Source organism: Paraburkholderia sp. 22099, from assembly GCF_052045835.1.
GTDB lineage: Bacteria > Pseudomonadota > Gammaproteobacteria > Burkholderiales > Burkholderiaceae > Paraburkholderia > Paraburkholderia terricola.
This window is the reverse complement of the sequence record NZ_JBQEPU010000017.1, coordinates 59,160-75,165: the sequence shown is the minus strand read 5'-3', so window position 1 is coordinate 75,165 and position 16,006 is coordinate 59,160. Positions and strand designations below refer to the sequence as shown.

17 protein-coding genes are annotated in these 16,006 nt (G+C 64.9%); 7 read left to right on the top strand and 10 right to left on the bottom strand.

The annotated features are described in order from the left end of the window. The first annotated feature begins 8 nt into the window (after positions 1-8). On the top strand, positions 9-266 hold the full coding sequence (locus tag ACTJLC_RS17650; protein WP_073429607.1) for a hypothetical protein: 258 nt from the start codon (positions 9-11) through the stop codon (positions 264-266). A gap of 122 nt (positions 267-388) precedes the next feature. Then, complete coding sequence (locus tag ACTJLC_RS17645) at positions 389-988, top strand: LysE family translocator (RefSeq protein ID WP_073429606.1); 600 nt, start codon at positions 389-391, stop codon at positions 986-988. Positions 989-1,009: 21 nt separating this feature from the next. On the opposite strand, the gene ACTJLC_RS17640 is transcribed toward ACTJLC_RS17645, so the two are convergent. From ACTJLC_RS17640 to ACTJLC_RS17600, 9 genes are all read right to left on the bottom strand, one after another. Continuing rightward, positions 1,010-2,233 (bottom strand): winged helix-turn-helix domain-containing protein, encoded by a 1,224-nt coding sequence (locus tag ACTJLC_RS17640; RefSeq protein WP_114164068.1) that lies wholly within the window; start codon positions 2,231-2,233, stop codon positions 1,010-1,012. Positions 2,234-2,382: 149 nt separating this feature from the next. Continuing rightward, a complete protein-coding gene (locus ACTJLC_RS17635) occupies positions 2,383-2,688 on the bottom strand; it encodes a hypothetical protein (RefSeq protein ID WP_073429604.1) in 306 nt (101 codons plus the stop codon). 187 nt (positions 2,689-2,875) lie between these two features. Next, positions 2,876-4,591 carry an FAD-dependent oxidoreductase gene (locus tag ACTJLC_RS17630; RefSeq protein WP_073429603.1) on the bottom strand — a complete coding sequence of 572 codons (1,716 nt, stop codon included), beginning with the start codon at positions 4,589-4,591 and terminating at the stop codon, positions 2,876-2,878. 92 nt (positions 4,592-4,683) lie between these two features. Further along, positions 4,684-5,676: a DedA family protein/thiosulfate sulfurtransferase GlpE gene (locus tag ACTJLC_RS17625; RefSeq protein ID WP_073429602.1), complete on the bottom strand. Its 993-nt coding sequence runs from the start codon at positions 5,674-5,676 to the stop codon at positions 4,684-4,686. Between the two features lie 375 nt (positions 5,677-6,051). Continuing rightward, positions 6,052-6,303, bottom strand: coding sequence for a hypothetical protein (locus ACTJLC_RS17620; protein WP_035560791.1), 252 nt, complete (start codon positions 6,301-6,303; stop codon positions 6,052-6,054). Positions 6,304-6,636: 333 nt separating this feature from the next. Beyond that, on the bottom strand, positions 6,637-7,218 hold the full coding sequence (locus ACTJLC_RS17615) for a DinB family protein (protein ID WP_083081830.1): 582 nt from the start codon (positions 7,216-7,218) through the stop codon (positions 6,637-6,639). A gap of 366 nt (positions 7,219-7,584) precedes the next feature. Continuing rightward, positions 7,585-9,261, bottom strand: a complete 1,677-nt coding sequence (locus tag ACTJLC_RS17610) for a methyl-accepting chemotaxis protein (RefSeq protein ID WP_114164069.1) — start codon at positions 9,259-9,261, stop codon at positions 7,585-7,587. Positions 9,262-9,427: 166 nt separating this feature from the next. After that, the gene (locus ACTJLC_RS17605) at positions 9,428-9,829 is read right to left on the bottom strand and encodes a RidA family protein (protein ID WP_114164070.1); all 402 of its coding nucleotides are present in this window, start codon (positions 9,827-9,829) and stop codon (positions 9,428-9,430) included. A 107-nt stretch (positions 9,830-9,936) separates the two neighbouring features. Beyond that, a complete protein-coding gene (locus tag ACTJLC_RS17600) occupies positions 9,937-11,337 on the bottom strand; it encodes a GntP family permease (RefSeq protein WP_114164071.1) in 1,401 nt (466 codons plus the stop codon). A gap of 310 nt (positions 11,338-11,647) precedes the next feature. Here ACTJLC_RS17600 and ACTJLC_RS17595 point away from each other — a divergent pair, with 310 nt between their 5' ends. Beyond that, positions 11,648-13,120 (top strand): sigma-54 interaction domain-containing protein, encoded by a 1,473-nt coding sequence (locus ACTJLC_RS17595; protein ID WP_083081827.1) that lies wholly within the window; start codon positions 11,648-11,650, stop codon positions 13,118-13,120. 87 nt (positions 13,121-13,207) lie between these two features. Further along, on the top strand, positions 13,208-13,468 hold the full coding sequence (locus ACTJLC_RS17590) for a hypothetical protein (RefSeq protein WP_083083017.1): 261 nt from the start codon (positions 13,208-13,210) through the stop codon (positions 13,466-13,468). Positions 13,469-13,679: 211 nt separating this feature from the next. Here the strand turns inward: ACTJLC_RS17590 and ACTJLC_RS17585 are convergent, their stop codons facing one another. Beyond that, entirely contained in the window at positions 13,680-13,922 is a 243-nt protein-coding gene (locus ACTJLC_RS17585; protein ID WP_143326529.1) for a hypothetical protein, read from the bottom strand. A gap of 56 nt (positions 13,923-13,978) precedes the next feature. Between ACTJLC_RS17585 and ACTJLC_RS17580 the strand changes: the two genes are divergently transcribed. The 3 genes from ACTJLC_RS17580 (at position 13,979) to ACTJLC_RS17570 (ending at position 15,877) form a co-directional block, all read left to right on the top strand. Further along, the gene (locus ACTJLC_RS17580; RefSeq protein ID WP_073429596.1) at positions 13,979-14,182 is read left to right on the top strand and encodes a hypothetical protein; all 204 of its coding nucleotides are present in this window, start codon (positions 13,979-13,981) and stop codon (positions 14,180-14,182) included. 75 nt (positions 14,183-14,257) lie between these two features. After that, the gene (locus ACTJLC_RS17575; protein ID WP_083081826.1) at positions 14,258-15,457 is read left to right on the top strand and encodes a serine hydrolase domain-containing protein; all 1,200 of its coding nucleotides are present in this window, start codon (positions 14,258-14,260) and stop codon (positions 15,455-15,457) included. A 129-nt stretch (positions 15,458-15,586) separates the two neighbouring features. Then, positions 15,587-15,877 carry an H-NS histone family protein gene (locus ACTJLC_RS17570; RefSeq protein WP_073431298.1) on the top strand — a complete coding sequence of 97 codons (291 nt, stop codon included), beginning with the start codon at positions 15,587-15,589 and terminating at the stop codon, positions 15,875-15,877. Positions 15,878-16,006: the final 129 nt, after the last annotated feature.

Below are 16,006 nucleotides of genomic sequence, written 5' to 3'. Positions count from 1 at the left end.
GTTTCATCATGACGCAAGACGTATCGCCTAAGCCGCCCCCGGACGACCGGCCCGACCTGGAACACCTCGACGCAGCGCTGAGCCACGTGAATCAGCAGGTATCGTCAGGCGGCATTGCTTCGGGTGCTGCAAGAGGCATTCTGTATAGCCTGATCGAGACGCTCGGCACGTTGGTCGGCGATCCCGATCTGCCGGAGCATGCGCGTTCCGGCTATGAAGGGCTGCTGGAAGCCGCTCGCGAATTACGCGCGAAGCTCGATCGCTGAACGCGGCGCCTGTCGGCGCCTCGCGGTTCCCGGGTTCAGGAGCGGGCATGAGCGCTGAATTTCGGCGCACTCGCTCCGTGTGATAAAAAGGCGCACTGTTTCCAACATTGCGCCTTTTTTCTATGCTTTCCGCCTCCGCTATCGCATTGCTGGCCATCGGTATCGTCGTCGTGCTGATGACGCCGGGGCCCACCAATACGCTGCTTGCCGCGGCCGGCTTGCGCCAGGGCGTGCGGCGCTCGTTGCCGCTGATCGCCGCCGAGCTGGGTGGCTATTTCGTGTCGATCTCCGTGTGGGGGCGGTTTCTCGCGCAAGCCGCGCACGCGCTGCCCTGGTTGCCCTCGCTGCTGCGCGTGGCGGCCGGCCTGTACGTCGCCTATCTTGCCGTCGACATGTGGCGCGCGGCGGTCGCCTTGCCCGACTCGACGCAGCGGGCGAACGGCATGCGCACGCTATTCGTCGCGACGCTGCTGAATCCGAAAGGCCTGCTGTTCGCCGGCACGATCTTTCCGGCGATCGCCTTCGCGCATCTGCCGGCTTATGTCTTCTCGATGCTGATGTTCGCGTGCCTGCTGGTGCCGATCGCGCTCGCCTGGATCGCGTTCGGCGCGGCGCTCGGCAGCGGCAAGCTCGGCTGGCTCAATCCGGTGAAGATGCAGCGCGGCGCGTCGATCGTGCTGGGCGTGTTTTCCTTGTCGCTCGCGTGGACGGCGCTGCATTGAGCGTGTGCCGTTGCCGTCCGCTCAGGCTGGCGCGCCGCTGTCCGCGCTTAGCGCCGCTAGCCACTCCGGCGGCGCGGACGTGATTTGAAGTTGCGGCGTGCCGTGCCAGTCGGCGCAACGCTGCAACGCGCGGCGCAGATCGGCGGCGAGACGCGCACTCGCGCGCACGCCCGGTTCGACGTGCAGCGACTTCAGTTCGAACACGCCTTGCGTGCGATGCGCCTTCGCATCCACGCGGCCGACCAGGCGTCCCCGGCTCAGCAGCGGCAATACGAAGTAACCGTATTTGCGCTTCGCGGCGGGCGTATAGCATTCGATCGCGTAGTCGAAGTCGAACAGCGCGGCGGCGCGCTTGCGGTCCCACACCACCGGATCGAAGGGCGACAGCACCGTGGTGACCGTGGAAGCGAGCTTGCCGCTCGCGGCGTCGTCGAGCATCGCGGCGAACTCGTGATGGACGAACGTGTCCTGCTTCCAGCCGTCCACTTTCACCGGGATCAACTCGCCGGCGTCGGCGAGCGCATGCAGTTCGTCCCGATACGGGCGGCGCGGCAGCCGGTAGTAATCGGCGACCCAATCGGCGCGCGCGACGCCGAGCGCGCGGCAGGTGCGGCGTAGCGCTTCCTCGGTCACGGTGTGCGCCGGCGGCAGATCGCGCGCGTCGTCCCAGTCCGGCAACACGCGCTCGGTCAGATCGTAGACGCGATGAAAATTGCGCCGCTCCGCGACCATCAATTGTCCGATCGCGAACAGCACTTCCAGGTGACGCTTTTCCGGTTTCCAGTCCCACCAGCCGTTGCTCTTGCCGGCTTCGCGGGCGAAATCCGCCGAACGCACGGGACCGGTCGCGCGGATATGCGCGAGCAGCTTCTCGATGTCCTTGCGATGCTTCTTGTGCCACTCGGCCGCGTATTTCCAGCCCATGCCGCTCGGGTCGAGCATGCGGTGACGCAGCAGGCCGTAATCCTCGACCGGCACGAAACAGGCTTCGTGCGACCAGTATTCGAACAGCTTGCCCTCGGCGAGATGCTCGTCGAGCCATTGCTGCGGATACGCGCCGAGCCGGCTGAACAGCACGAGGTAGGGACTGCGCGCGACGACGTGAATCGTGTCGATCTGCAGTTGCGTCATGCGGCGGATGGCGTCGAGCACATCGGCCTTGGCGGCCTTGCGGCGCGGCGGCGTCAGCAAGCCTTGCGCGGCCAGATGCAGGGTGCGTGCTGCGGATAGCGGAAGCATCTTCACGCGGATTGTGGTCAGTGAGTGACGGCGAGGGGAGCGGACACAGGGTCCGGCATGGGTCGGCAGCCGCTACTTTAGCGTGAATTACCGCAGATGAACCGGCGCGAGGATCAAGCAAACCCGGCCAACCGCGGGGCAACGCGATAGACGCGTTACCAGCCCCGCCCATGCTTATCCCAGCCGCGATGATGACCGTGGTCATGATGCCAGCGGCGCTCGCGGTAGTAATCGCCCCGATACCCGTGGCCGTCGCCGTAGCTATAAACCGGCTGAGGCGCGTAGACGACGGGCGGCGAGTAGACCACCGGCGGCGGCGGCGCGTAGATCACCGGCGGCGGCGCATACATGGGTCCGGGCGTATTGACGAACACGCCCACGTCCACGCCGGCCAGGGCGGCAGTCGACGCGCCGGCGGCCGCGAGGCCGAGGGCGGCAAATACGATTGCGCGTTTGAGCATGGCTTGTCTCCTGTTCCGAAAGAGCGGGCCATTCGCTGTCGAATGGCTAACGACAATCTTACGAAGTAGAAAGAGAAGCAGGTGCTACCAGTTGAACGCGTGTGTAACAGGCAGTAACCCAGGCAGTAACCCCGTCGATAACCGGGCCGTTACCCGCCAGTTCATTGCCTTACCCGCGGCGTGCCGCTCAGGCCCCCAAGGCCACCGCTTCCCCGGCCGACGCCGCCAGCATCTGATGGATCTGCGCAACCACGGCCGCCCCTTCTCCGACGGCGGCCGCCACACGCTTCGTCGACCCCGCGCGCGCGTCGCCGATCGCGTACACACCGTCGACCGTCGTGGCGAGATCGCAGACGGACGCGCCGTCCCGGCCGGTGCCCGTGATCACGAAGCCCTTTTCATCCAGCTTCACGCCGCAGGTGCGCAGCCAGTCGGTATTCGGGTCCGCGCCGGTGAAGAGGAACAGATGCCGCGTGTCGAAATGATCGGTGCCGTCCGGCAAAGGCCGTTTCAGACTCACCGACGCGAGCCCGCTGTCGTCCGCCGCCAGCCGGCCGATCTCCGAGTTCGGATGCACGAACACATTCGGCAGCGAGCGGATGCGGTCGATCAGATAGCGCGACATGGTGGCCTCAAAGCCGCTCCGGCGAATCAGCACGTGCACATTGGCCGCGTGCGTCGCCAGATAGACGATCGCCTGGCCGGCCGAATTGCCGCCGCCCACCAGCACGACGTCCTGGCGCTTGCACAGCTTGGCTTCGACCGGCGACGCCCAGTAATAGACGCCGCGCCCTTCGAAGCGGTCGAGCCCCTCGAGCGTGGGCCGCCGATAGACCGCGCCGCTTGCGATCACGATGGCGCGGGCCGTGATATGGCCGCCGCACTTCAGTTCGAGCTGATACGGCGACTGCTCGCAGCGCAGCGCCTTCACGTGAACCGGAATCGCGACATGCGCGCCGAACTTCTGCGCCTGCACGAACGCGCGGCCCGCCAACGCCTGGCCGGAGATGCCGGTCGGAAAGCCGAGGTAGTTTTCGATCCGCGAACTGGCGCCCGCCTGGCCGCCCGGCGCGCGGCTGTCTAGCACGATCACCGACAGTCCCTCGGACGCGGCGTACACGGCGGTGGCGAGGCCGGCCGGTCCGGCGCCGACGATCGCGACGTCGTACACGTGAGAATCGTCGAGATCGGGCAGCAAGCCCAGGCAGGTGGCGAGTTCCGGCATGCTCGGATGATGCAGCACCGAGCCGTCCGGGCAAATCGCCAGCGGCATGTCTTCCTTGCGCGCGGCGAATTGCTCGATCAGATGCAGCGCGTCTTCATCGCGCTCGTCGATGACGGAATGGGGATGCCCGTTGCGCGACAGGAAGCCTTGCAGCATGACGAGCCGCGGGTCGGTGCTGTTGCCGATCAGGATCGGGCCGCCCGCGCCTTTTTCGATCAGCCCCACGCGCCGCAGGATCAGCGCGCGCATGATGCGCTCGCCGAGTTCCGCTTCGGCGACGATCAGCGCGCGCAGCCCTTCCGGCGGAATCAGCAGCGCGTCCACCGCGGAAAGCGCCATGGCGTTGACCAGCGCGGGCCGCCCCGACAACTGGCCGACCTCGGCAAGAAAACGCCCGGCGCCATGCTCGCCGATCAGCAGTTCGCGCCCGATGCCGTCGCGCTGATAGATCTTCACGCGTCCTTCCAGCAGCACGAACATGCCGGGACCGGGCCGGCCCGTTTCGAACAGCAGTTCACCGGTTTCCCAGTGACCCACTTCGCCGAACCGGCGCAGGCGATCGATTTCCGCGGCCGTGAGCGTGGGATACATCTGGTGCGTGCGGGTGGAGAGCGACGAAAACGGCGCATCGGCGACGACCGCCTGCTGTTGCCCTTCAGCTTCTTGAGTCGAAAGCATTGAACCGCTCCTACGGGAGTTCATTTGATTGGTCGAACGGGATCAAGCGGCGCGGCGCGCCGAGCGCGCGAAAATGCGGATGCGCCGCCGCGCTACACGGCCTTGGGCGCGACGTCCTCGACCGCCACTTCGGGCGGCGGCACGTGGGCCAGCGCTTCAACCGGCTTGCCCGAGTCGCGCCAGGCTTCCATGCCGCCGCGCAGCGGCAGCACGTCGGAGAAGCCGGCTCCGTTCAACTGCTTGGCCATCCATGCCGCAGAAATCTCGTTCGGGCACGAACAGTAGATCACCATCTTCTGATCGCGCGGATAGGCCGCGATGATCGCTTCGAGCTGCCGTTCGTCGGCGAATTGCGAGCCCGGAATCACGAACGGATCGAGTTTGCGCTTTTCGTGCGAACGGATGTCGAACAGCACCGGCGTGTTGCCCGCCGCAACCAGCGAGGCCAGCTCGTCGATTTCCATGCGTGCGGACGCGAGCTTCGAAATCAACTGACGCCGGCGCACCCACCGATAAGTCCCGTACAGCAGCAGCAACGCGACGGCCACGAGGCCCGCCGTTCGGCCGAGGCGCCCGGCGGCGGCGAACAGCATGTCGATCTGCTCGGCGAACAATGCGCCGATGATCAGACCCGTGCCGGACCACAGCGCGGCGCCGATGCTGTCGTAAGTGAGAAACGTGCGATAGCGGGTGCCCATTGCGCCGGCCATCGGAATCGACACGATCGCGAGGCCGGGGACGAACTTCGCCACGGCCAGCACGCGCACACCCCAGCGGCCGAAAAAGCGCTCGGTCTTCTTCACGCAGGTGTCACGCGAGAGCGACAGGCGGCAGATCGCCTTCAGCGTGTTGCCGCCGTACACGCGGCCGGCGAGATACCACGCGCTGTCGCCGATCAGCGTGGCGAAGATCGACAGGATGAGGACCGGCATCAACTGCGTGCCCACCGAGCCGGGATGCATGGCCGCCATCGCGCCGAACAGCACGAGCGACGGCATCGCCGGCACCGGCAACCCGAGGGAGGCGGCCAGCACGTTGACGAAAATGAGCGCCGGCCCGTATTGCTCGACGAGGTCATGTAGCATCGGCTTACATCCGCAGCCCTTTCGGGAGCGGCGCAGGTAGGGAATGCAAAGGGAGAATTCAGGAATTATGGACGCATTTTCAAGGCGTGCAAACGCTCTGAAACGATGCCCGTTATTCGTGGGGTGAAAGCGCTATCGCGGTGTTGCCGAAGCAACTAGAAGCGTGGATTCGAAGCGCGAGCAAAACAAGTAAAAGGATTGACGCCGGCGCGCGATGCAAGTGGCGGAAATAAAAGCACGAGTGCGTTGACGACTTGTTACCGCGCTCGACTCGGGCGGCGACACTCATGCCGCATGCGGCGTACTGCCTGCAACGCACGACATACGGCATCAGGCCATGAGGCGCTCGCGCGCGAACGCCGCGCGCTCCCAAACTCATTGACGATGATTATGCTGTTCGCCGGGTAATTCGGCGCCATGCGCGCGAATCGCGGCAATCAACTCGGCGGGCGTGATTTCATAGCGCACTTCACGATGAATGCCAGGCTTGCGCTCGTCGACTTCGACCAGAAGAATGCCTTTGCCGTCTTCTGTCGATTCGAGGCGCAGCGAGCGGAGTTCGCGCGCCGTTGCGTCGTCGTATTCGGTGAGCAGGGCCATTGACCCGGAGGACCCGGTAGTGCGCATCGAAGTTGTCCTTGTTCCGTTGTTGATCGAATCATTGTACGGGCAGGATAGCGCGCCGTCTGTCGCGCCATGTTCACGCTTGCTCGTGCGCCCGTTCATTTGCCGCTTGCCGTGACGCCGCCCTTGCGCCGTGCGCAGCGCGTTGGCTGGCGCGGCTCGCCGGGCAGCGGGAGAGGTGACATGCGGCTGTGACAACCAGTTTAACGCGACTCCCGCGAGAGGCGGACGCATTTTTCGTGCCCCTCGGCGGTGCAATCGTTCTGCCCGGCTGTCATGCGCATGACGCGCGCTTCGGTTAGGCGCAGGCGGGTCTATCGGGGTATGCGTTGCGACTCATGCAGACTCACGCATGCTGTTCAGATCGCGCAATTCGGCGACGCGCAACGGCGCGTCGGCAGCGAGGAAAAACTCGTCGAGTTGCGGCGGCGCGGCCGTCGTGCCGCTCAACATCGCGTGGACTTGCCCGCGATGATGAATCTGGTGGACGAAAACATGCGGCAGCACGCCGCCGATTTTCTCGCGCTGCACGCCGACCGCTGGTCCGCGATCGATGCGCACTTCGCGGTGCAAATCCTCGTCGCGAAGCGATTCGCAAAAAGCCAGCAGTTGCTGGTCGCTTCGCGCTTGTGCATCCCACAGCTCGGCTGCGCGAGGATAGGGCAGTTCGTTGTCGAAAATGGTGAGGCCCTCGCCGCCGTCGACGAGCGCATCGAAGTAATACCGGTCCACCAGAAGAATGTGATTCAACGTGAGTTGCAGCGACGGGAAGAAACTCACCCGGTGTTCGGCGAACGCCTGGTCAGTCAAGGTGAGACAAGCGCGGTAAAGGCGCAAATTCGACCACGCGTTGTTGCGCGCCATGTCGGCGAAGTGCGCGGACAGCAGGTTGGTTGCCGGAGCGTCGGATGGGGTCACGTCGGCCTCCTGTTACGGGGATCGGTGGAAGGTTCGCGCTCCGTGCAACCCTGTGCGCGCGTGGCGCATGTGGCTCGAAGGTGGCTCGAAGCGCTGCCTGCGTAGCGTAGCATCGCGCGGCGATCCGCGGCCGACGGCTCCCGTATTCCCTCACCACTAGCCTCGCCGCCTGGCCTGCCGGCAAAGCCGAACTTCAACGATTACGGCAGGCGCCGCGACGTGGCAAAAAAATAGCCCGTCCGGAATGGGACGGGCCGTTAAACGCCGTTGTTACTCGGGTCAGCCGGCCCGTTGCAAATTGGGCGCTGACGGGTCAATCCTGAGGCGTCGCTACCCCCCTGTCGAGATGGGACTAATGCCGATCTATCAGACCAATGTGGCTTCGGCTCGCTCCGCATCGCGTGCGATTCCGGGCGCGGGCTTGTGTGTCCCGTTCGACGCGAGCGCTTGACGCTTCGGCGTGGCGGCGCGTTGCGCGGGCGCTGCCTCGGCGACGGTGAATAGACGCACCGCTTCATCGAGCACGTCGGCCTGTTCCGCGAGGCGCTGCGCGGTGGCCGCGGCCTGCTCGACGAGCGCCGCATTCTGCTGCGTGGCGCCGTCCAGATGCGAGACCGCCTGATTCACCTGGCGGATGCCTTCAGCCTGTTCGCTACTCGCATTCGCCACTTCCACGATGATCGACGACACGCGGCTTACCGCCTCGTCGATCACACGCATTTGCGACGTGGTGCGAGCAACCAGTTCGGTGCCCGCCGCCATTTCGGTCGCGCTTGCCTCGACCACCGATTTGATTTCCTTCGACGACGCCGCGCAACGTTGCGCGAGCGTGCGCACCTCGCCCGCGACGACCGCGAACGAGCGGCCCGCCTCGCCCGCGCGCGCTGCTTCGACGGCGGCATTCAGCGCCAGAATATTAGTCTGGAATGCGATGCCGTCGATTACGCCCGTGATGTCCGCAATGCGCCTCGACGCCGCGGTGATGCCGGCCATCGTCTGCTCGACCTGGCCCGCGATCTTGCCGCCGACGGCGGCCGCCGCTTGCGCCTCCTTTGCCAGATCGAGCGCGCGCACGCTGGCGTCGGCATTGGCCTGCACGGTGGTGGTCAACTCTTCCATGGTGGCGGCGGTTTCCTCCAGCGAGGCCGCCTGCAATTCGGTGCGGCGCGCGAGATCGACATTGCCGCTGGAAATCTCGCGCGCGTTCTCGAGCATGCCGGTGATCTGCGCGCGCACGTCGTAGACGATCGCCGCGAGATTCGCCTTCAACTGGTTCAAGGCCTGCATCACCTCGCCGAGGTCGTCATGACGCGCGATCTCCAGATCGGCCGTCAGATCGCCGGCGGCGATACGGGTCGCGAAACCGGACACGTCGCGGATCGGCGCGGCGAGTTGCCGGTCCAGCAACCGCCACGACACGATACTGAGCGCCGTCGTGACGCCGAACGCGAGCCAGAACGGCGCGGGCGGCGCGCCTTGCCAGGCCGCGAGGCCGGTCAGCAGCAGCGCCAGCGGCGTGACCGCATAGCCGGCCGCCGCGCGCGTGGCGACCGGCAGACGCATCAGCGCCTGCAAACGTCCGGCCAGGCCGGTGCGCACCACCACGCCGCGACGCAACTTCACGCCAGGCGACTCGCCGCCGCGCATGCGCGCATACAGCGCCTCGGCGGCGCGCACCGCGTCGCGCTCCGGCTTCACGCGCACGCTGAGATAGCCGACCACGGCGCCTTTCTCCACGACCGGCGTGACGTTTGCCTTGACCCAGTAATGGTCGCCGTTCTTGCGGCGGTTCTTGACGAGGGCGGTCCACGGACGGCCGTCGCGGATCGTCGTCCACAGGTCGGCGAAGGCTTCGCGCGGCATGTCCGGATGACGGATCAGGTTATGCGGTTGACCGATCAGCTCGTCGCGCGTGAAGCCCGAGACGGCCATGAAGGCGGGATTGCAATACTGGATGCGGCCGGTGAGGTCGGTCGCGGAAACGAGCATTTGCGACGAGGGGTATTCGTACTCGTGCCCGGTGACAGGCTGGTTATTGCGCATGGCTTTCCTTGCTGGTGCTCACCGAGGAGGTGAGCGTGGTGCTTACGTCTTGCCAGCAATAACGACAATTAACCTCGCGCGCTTGAGGGTTTCCCAGTAAACCACTCAGGTTTATACCGCCGTGCGCCGTTAACGCAGGGTTGTTTTATGCGGGGCGGATGGCCGATCAGGCCGGTCGCCTGGCGATGAAGTCGATCTCGACCAGCGCGTCGCGCGCCAACGCCGTGACGCCGATGCAGGTTCGCGCGGGCAGCGCGTCGGCGGGGAAATAGGCGCGGTAGGTGTCGTTCATGGCCGCGTAGTCGCGCTTGAACTCGGTCAGGAAGATGCGCGCGGCAACCACGTTCGGCAGACCGAGGCCGAGTCCTTCGAGGACCAGCACGAGGTTGTCCATCACGCGCCGGGTCTGGGCGACGACGCCGTCGGGCAGCGGGGCGGTGTCGTCGGTCGGCCAGGTCGGCATCTGGCCGGTGAGGAATACCCAGCCGTCGGCTTCGGTGGCATGGGAAAACGGACCGACCGGAGTCGGTGCCGCGGGGATCATCCAGAAAGCGGGGGTTGAGCTCATGCAATGCGCGCCGGTTGGGTTGAGAAAGCAGGGTGACAAAGTAACCGATCAAAACTCCTGACGCCGTTACTTTGCCCCGCCTTCACGCCGCGGCCACGCATGTCCGCTCAAACCAGTCCGGTCAGGTAATAAACCGCGATCACGAAGAACACCGCCAGCGTCTTGATCACCGTCACCGCGAAGATGTCGCGATACGACTGACGGTGCGTCAAGCCCGTCACCGCCAGCAGCGTGATGACCGCGCCGTTGTGCGGCAGCGTGTCCATGCCGCCGCTCGCCATTGCGACGACCCGGTGCAGCACTTCCATCGGGATATGCGCGGCTTCCGCGCCCTTGATGAACACGTCGGACATGGCCGCGAGCGCGATGCTCATGCCGCCCGACGCCGAACCCGTGATACCCGCCAGCGAACTCACCGACACCGCTGCGTTGACGAGCGGATTGGGAATGCTCTTCAACGCGTCGCTAACCACCAGAAAGCCCGGCAAGGCCGCGATCACCCCGCCGAAGCCGTACTCCGACGCGGTATTCAACGAAGCCAGCAGCGCGCCCGCCACCGCGGCCTTGGTGCCGATCGCGAAACGCTCGCGCACGCGGCCGAACGCCGTCGCCACGACCATGACGATGCCGAGCAGCAGCGCGCCTTCGACGGCCCAGATCGCGACCACGCTCTTGATCGTCGTCGTGATGGGTGCATGCACGCCCGGCAGGATTTCCGGCGGAACCGAGTACGACGCGCCGTACCAGTTCGGAATCCAGCGGGTCAGCAGGAAGTTCGCGACGCCGACCAGCACCAGCGGCGCGAGCGCCAGCAGCGGATGCGGCAATTGCTTCGATTCGACGCGCTCCGGCTCGTTGACGAGTTCCGTGCCGTAACCTTCGCCGGCCGCCATCGCCGCGCGGCGGCGCCACTCCAGATACGAAAGGCCCACCACGATGATGAACAGCGAACCGATCACGCCGAGCGCGGGCGCGGCCCACGAGGTGGTCTTGAAGAACGTGGTGGGGATGATGTTCTGGATCTGCGGCGTGCCCGGCAGCGAATCCATCGTGAACGAGAACGCGCCGAGCGCGATCGCGCCAGGCATCAGGCGCTTCGGAATGTTGCTCTGACGGTAGAGTTCGGCGGCGAACGGATACACCGCGAACACCACCACGAACAGCGAGACGCCGCCGTAGGTGAGCAGCGCGCACACCGCGACGATCACCGCATTGGCGCGCGAGCGGCCGATATAGCGGATCGCGGCGGCCACGATCGACTCCGAGAACCCCGACAGTTCGATGACCTTGCCGAACACGGCGCCCAACAGAAACACGGGGAAGTACAGCTTCACGAAGCCGACCATTTTCTCCATGAAGATGCCGGAGAACACCGGAGCGACGGCGGAAGGGTCGGTCAGCAGAACGGCGCCGAGCGCGGCGACCGGCGCGAACAGAATGACGCTGTAGCCGCGATAGGCGGCAAACATCAGAAACGCCAGCGCGGCGAGGACGATAACAAAGGACATTGAGTCTCCAAAGCTTGGTTGTTCTACGTGTACGCCGTCCCGATGGCGACGGCATGGCGGCGTGGGAATGCAGGTTCCATGCCACACACGCCGCAGCGGCCCGCCTGGTGATTCCGCCGGCCGAAGTTCGAAACGCGCTGCGGGCGATTGTACCCAAACGTCTCCAAATCGGGACGCAAATCAGCTGAACATACGCGCATTACAGGTTAAACCCTTATGCGACAAGCTTGCTGGCGATCTCGTGGATGAGATAAGCTCGTCTCCGAATTGAGACAGCCACAATAGAACGATACCTGGAGACAGCGACACGATGATGAACGACTGGGCGGGCCTTCCCGCCGCCTATGGCGACGTACTGCGCCGCGCGATGGATTCGCTGTTCCGCACGTTCGAAAATTTCAGCGAAGGCACGTTCATCGTCGATGCGGACGCGCGCGTGGTCTGGATCAACAAGCGCTATGCGGCGCGTTTCGGTTTTGCCGACCCCGAGCAGGCCATTGGCCGCGATTGCGAAGCGGTGATTCCGAACAGCCTGATGCGCGAAGTCGTGACCACCGGCAAGCCGATCCTGCTCGATATTCTCGAAACCGACCGCGAGCCGCTCGTCGTCACGCGTCTGCCGCTGAAGGACGATGCGGGACAAACCGTCGGCGCGGTCGGCTTCGCGCTGTTCGACGAACTCAAGGCGCTGACACCGCTTTTTTCCCACTACTCGCGCGTGCAGCAGGAACTGATCGCGACGCGTCAGTCACTCGCGCAGGCGCGGCGCGCCAAATATACGTTCGGCAGTTTCGTCGGCACGAGCCCGGCGAGCCTCGAAGTGAAGCGCCAGGCGCGCCGCGCGGCGCAACTCGAATCGCCCGTGCTGCTGCTGGGCGAAACCGGCACCGGCAAGGAGTTGCTCGCGCATGCGATTCACGGCGGCTCGGCGCGGGCCAATCAGCCGCTCGTGACCGTCAACGTCGCGGCGATTCCGGATAGTTTGCTCGAAGTCGAATTCTTCGGCGCCGCGCCCGGTGCCTACACCGGCGCGGACCGTAAAGGGCGCGTCGGCAAGTTCGAGCTGGCGAACGGCGGCACGCTGTTTCTCGACGAGATCGGCGACATGCCCCTGCCTTTGCAGGGCAAGCTGTTGCGCGTGTTGCAGGACAAGGAGTTCGAGCCGCTCGGCTCGAACCGGATCGTGCGCGCGGACGTGCGCATCATCGCCGCGACGTCGGCTGATCTGCCGGCGCTGGTCGCGGCGGGGCGCTTTCGCGCGGACCTGTTTTACCGGCTCAATGTGCTGACGATCCACGCGCCCGCATTGCGCGAGCGTCTCGCCGATATCGAGGCGCTGGCCTACGCGATGCTCGAAGAGCTATCGATGCAGGCGCGCGGCGGCCGTCACTTCGAATTGCAGGACGATGCGCTGCGGCTGCTGTGTTCGTACGCATGGCCCGGCAACGTGCGCGAATTGCGCAATACGCTGGAGCGAGCCGTGATGCTTGCCGACAGCGAGCGGATCGACGCGCGCGCGCTCGCGCCGTTTGTCGGCTCCGCGCAGGGCGGCGGCCACCGTCCCTACGTGCCCGAGGCGGTCTCTGTTGCGCGCGCCGCGAACGAGGCCACGGGCGCGCCCGAACCGGCGTCATGGAGCGACGCAATGGCGGCGTTCGAGAAACGCTTCCTGAGCGACGCCTTGCGCGCCAACGGCGGACGCGTGATCGACACGGCAACGCAGATCGGCATGGGCCGCGCGACCCTCTACAAGAAGATCGCGGCATACGGCATCGAGGTGTGACGAAGTCCCGCGACATCGAGTCAGCGCAGCGTAATGGCCACATGGCACAATCGCGTGATCGAAAAACAAGATGTTTCGGGGTTTCCAATGAAGCGCAGTCTTTCCTCATTCGCGCGCCGGGCTTGCGCGACGCTGGCAGTGAGCGCGCTCGCCGCGCTGAACGGTTGCAGCAGCCCCACGCCGCTGTTTCTGTCCGATGGCCGCGCCACCACGCTGGTTCAATGCCCGGCCCGCTCCGACTCGTGCGCGCAGCAGGCCACCGCCAGCTGCGGCGGTGCATTCGACGTCGTGCGTCAATCCACTGAGAATGGCACGCTTAGCCTGATTTACGCCTGTCGCGCGAAATGACTGCACGCCGGCTTCATGCCGGCACGGCGGCTTTCGCAGATTGCCTTTCGTTGGTTCGCGGCCCAGCCGCGGCGGCGGCATTTCCATTGCTGAGATTTATTCTCAACCAAACAAATGTTGTCCCTGTTTGGAGCAAGGTATGAATTCTGTTTCAGGCATAAACGCGCGGCCGTCATAAAACGGACGCCAATGTATGCCGTCGACGGGCAATTCATGCAGTGGGCATTATTTCAAAGTGGAACTTTTCGTTTATCCTTCTTTCCTCCGGCGCCTGCGCGCGCGCTCGCATGGGCCGTGCGCAAGTCGGTGCGGCAGCCAACGGAAGTGCGCGATTAGCCGCTGTATTCTGTTTCAGCCGGCTCGCGATTTTAGCGTCGGACAGATTTGCCGATTGAGCATCGCCGCAAATAGCATTTAAGAAATATTTTCGCGTCGCCGAGATAACCAGCGGCATGGTTTATGCTTCGATTCACGCTTTGTATTAGTTCGATCTGAATCCCGGGGAAAGCAATGAATCACCACCAACTCGAAAAAGATATTGAACACCTTGAGCATGTCATCTCGCATCTTTCGGCTGAAGACCGCATCCCGCTTTCGTATTGGCGTAATCGGATCGACTCGGTTTCCGGCGCGGTTCGCGTGCCGGCGCAGGCCAGCCGGCTCAAGCGTCTGAACGCCGCCCTTTCGGCGCTGGAGGCGCGGCAAAAAGCCTAGGCGCTCGCCACGGCGGGCCGCTGCGCATACCGTCCGGGCGAACGACGGTTTCGGTGGAAACGATTCAGGACAATCATGCGACGAGCGGGATTTTCAGCGGCTCGGCTGACGGCGCTGACGAACGCCATGCAGGGCTACGTGCAACGGGGCGAAGTGGCGGGCGTGGTGTCGATGGTTTGGCGGCGCGGCGAAACCGGCTATTTCGAGCCGCTCGGCTGGCGCGACGAAACCTCGCAACTGCCGATGGAGCGCGACACGCTGTTCCGCATTGCGTCGATGACCAAACCTGTGACGAGCGCCGCGATCCTGATGCTGATCGAGGAGGATCGGCTCGCGCTCGATACACCGCTCTCGACGTGGCTGCCCGAACTCGCCGCGCCTCGCGTGCTGCGCGACCCCACCGGTCCGCTCGACGAAACCGATCCGGCGAGCGCGCCGCTTACCGTGCTCGATCTGCTTACGCATCGCGCCGGCTTTGCCTATCACTTCACCGCCGAGGGGCCGTTGGCCGAAGCTTATGCGGCCGCGTTCAACGGCCTCGAAGCGGGCGCCGGCAACAACGCGTGGCTGGCTCACATCGCGCGGCTGCCGTTGATGTTCCAGCCCGGTTTGCGCTGGCACTACGGCATTGCCACGGACGTGCTCGGCGTGCTGATCGAGCGTGTGAGCAGCATGTCGCTCGGCGAGTTTTTCCGCACGCGGATTTTCGAACCGCTCGGCATGCGCGATACCGGTTTCTCGGTGCCCGATGCGCAGCTCGCGCGGCTGGCGACGGCTTACGGCGTCCAGCCGGGCACGGGGCGGCGCGTGGTCGAGGATCATCCTTCGTCGAGCCGCTGGGCCAACCCTGACCGTTTCCAGAGCGGTGGCGGCGGCCTCGTTTCCACGGCGCAAGACTATCTGCAATTCGCGCAGCTGCTGCTTGGGCGCGGGCGTGTCGGCACGACGCGTTTGCTGTCGCATCGCTCGGTCGATCTGATGCGCTCGAACTTTCTCACGCGCGACCAGCGCCGCGTTCCGGCCTTCGGTCATGTGCTCTGGGCCGGCCAGGGGTTCGGGCTCGGCTTGTCGATCGTGGACGACCCCGCGCAGCAGTTGCCGCACGGCTATCGTTCGATGGGCTCGTTCGGCTGGCCGGGCGCGTTCGGCACGAGCTGGTTCGCCGATCCTGTGGAAGAGCTAATTGGTTTGATGCTGATTCAGCGCCGCGCGGTTGAACCGTTTCCAATGGCGGTCGATTTCGAACGCCGCGTGTACGATGCAATTGACGATTGAGTACATTGGGTTCGTCAGGCCGGGCCAAGGGATCGAACGGCGGCAATGCGCGGTTCGCTATCCGGCACGTTTTTCGTCTGCTAGTGTGCGCACAGCATGCAGTTCGTCAAACCGATTGGAGCATCTGTCATGGCCTCGTACAAACAGTTGACTACCCAGCTCGAAAAGCTCCACAAGGAGGTAGCGGCAGCCCGCGAAAAGGAAATCGCGCAGGCGATCGCCGAGATCAAACAGAAGGTGGCTGAATACGACCTCACGGCCGAGGAACTGGGTTTCACGGTCAAGCGTGCGCCGGCGCGCAAACCGGCTCTGGCCGCCAAGTACCGCAATCCGAAAACCGGCGAGACGTGGAGCGGCCGCGGCCGCTCGCCGGCCTGGCTCGCCGGCAAGAATCGCGAGCGCTTTCTGATCGACGCCTGAAGCGCGGTACTGCATGGCGCCTTCGTTCTGAGGGCGCCCATTGTTCTGAAGTGAGGCCGCGAGCGGATTTTTTCGCACCGCGAGCCGGGTCCCGAAAACGCTCACCTTTGGTTTGAAATCGCCTCGCGA

Coding starts and splice junctions, on each gene's coding strand:
- ACTJLC_RS17650 (WP_073429607.1), top strand. CDS start 9: ATGACGCAAGACGTATCGCCTAAGCCGCCCCCGGACGACCGGCCCGAC.
- ACTJLC_RS17645 (WP_073429606.1), top strand. CDS start 389: ATGCTTTCCGCCTCCGCTATCGCATTGCTGGCCATCGGTATCGTCGTC.
- ACTJLC_RS17635 (WP_073429604.1), bottom strand. CDS start 2,688: ATGCTCAAACGCGCAATCGTATTTGCCGCCCTCGGCCTCGCGGCCGCC.
- ACTJLC_RS17630 (WP_073429603.1), bottom strand. CDS start 4,591: ATGCTTTCGACTCAAGAAGCTGAAGGGCAACAGCAGGCGGTCGTCGCC.
- ACTJLC_RS17625 (WP_073429602.1), bottom strand. CDS start 5,676: ATGCTACATGACCTCGTCGAGCAATACGGGCCGGCGCTCATTTTCGTC.
- ACTJLC_RS17620 (WP_035560791.1), bottom strand. CDS start 6,303: ATGCGCACTACCGGGTCCTCCGGGTCAATGGCCCTGCTCACCGAATAC.
- ACTJLC_RS17610 (WP_114164069.1), bottom strand. CDS start 9,261: ATGCGCAATAACCAGCCTGTCACCGGGCACGAGTACGAATACCCCTCG.
- ACTJLC_RS17605 (WP_114164070.1), bottom strand. CDS start 9,829: ATGAGCTCAACCCCCGCTTTCTGGATGATCCCCGCGGCACCGACTCCG.
- ACTJLC_RS17600 (WP_114164071.1), bottom strand. CDS start 11,337: ATGTCCTTTGTTATCGTCCTCGCCGCGCTGGCGTTTCTGATGTTTGCC.
- ACTJLC_RS17595 (WP_083081827.1), top strand. CDS start 11,648: ATGATGAACGACTGGGCGGGCCTTCCCGCCGCCTATGGCGACGTACTG.
- ACTJLC_RS17590 (WP_083083017.1), top strand. CDS start 13,208: ATGAAGCGCAGTCTTTCCTCATTCGCGCGCCGGGCTTGCGCGACGCTG.
- ACTJLC_RS17585 (WP_143326529.1), bottom strand. CDS start 13,922: ATGCCGCTGGTTATCTCGGCGACGCGAAAATATTTCTTAAATGCTATT.
- ACTJLC_RS17580 (WP_073429596.1), top strand. CDS start 13,979: ATGAATCACCACCAACTCGAAAAAGATATTGAACACCTTGAGCATGTC.
- ACTJLC_RS17575 (WP_083081826.1), top strand. CDS start 14,258: ATGCGACGAGCGGGATTTTCAGCGGCTCGGCTGACGGCGCTGACGAAC.
- ACTJLC_RS17570 (WP_073431298.1), top strand. CDS start 15,587: ATGGCCTCGTACAAACAGTTGACTACCCAGCTCGAAAAGCTCCACAAG.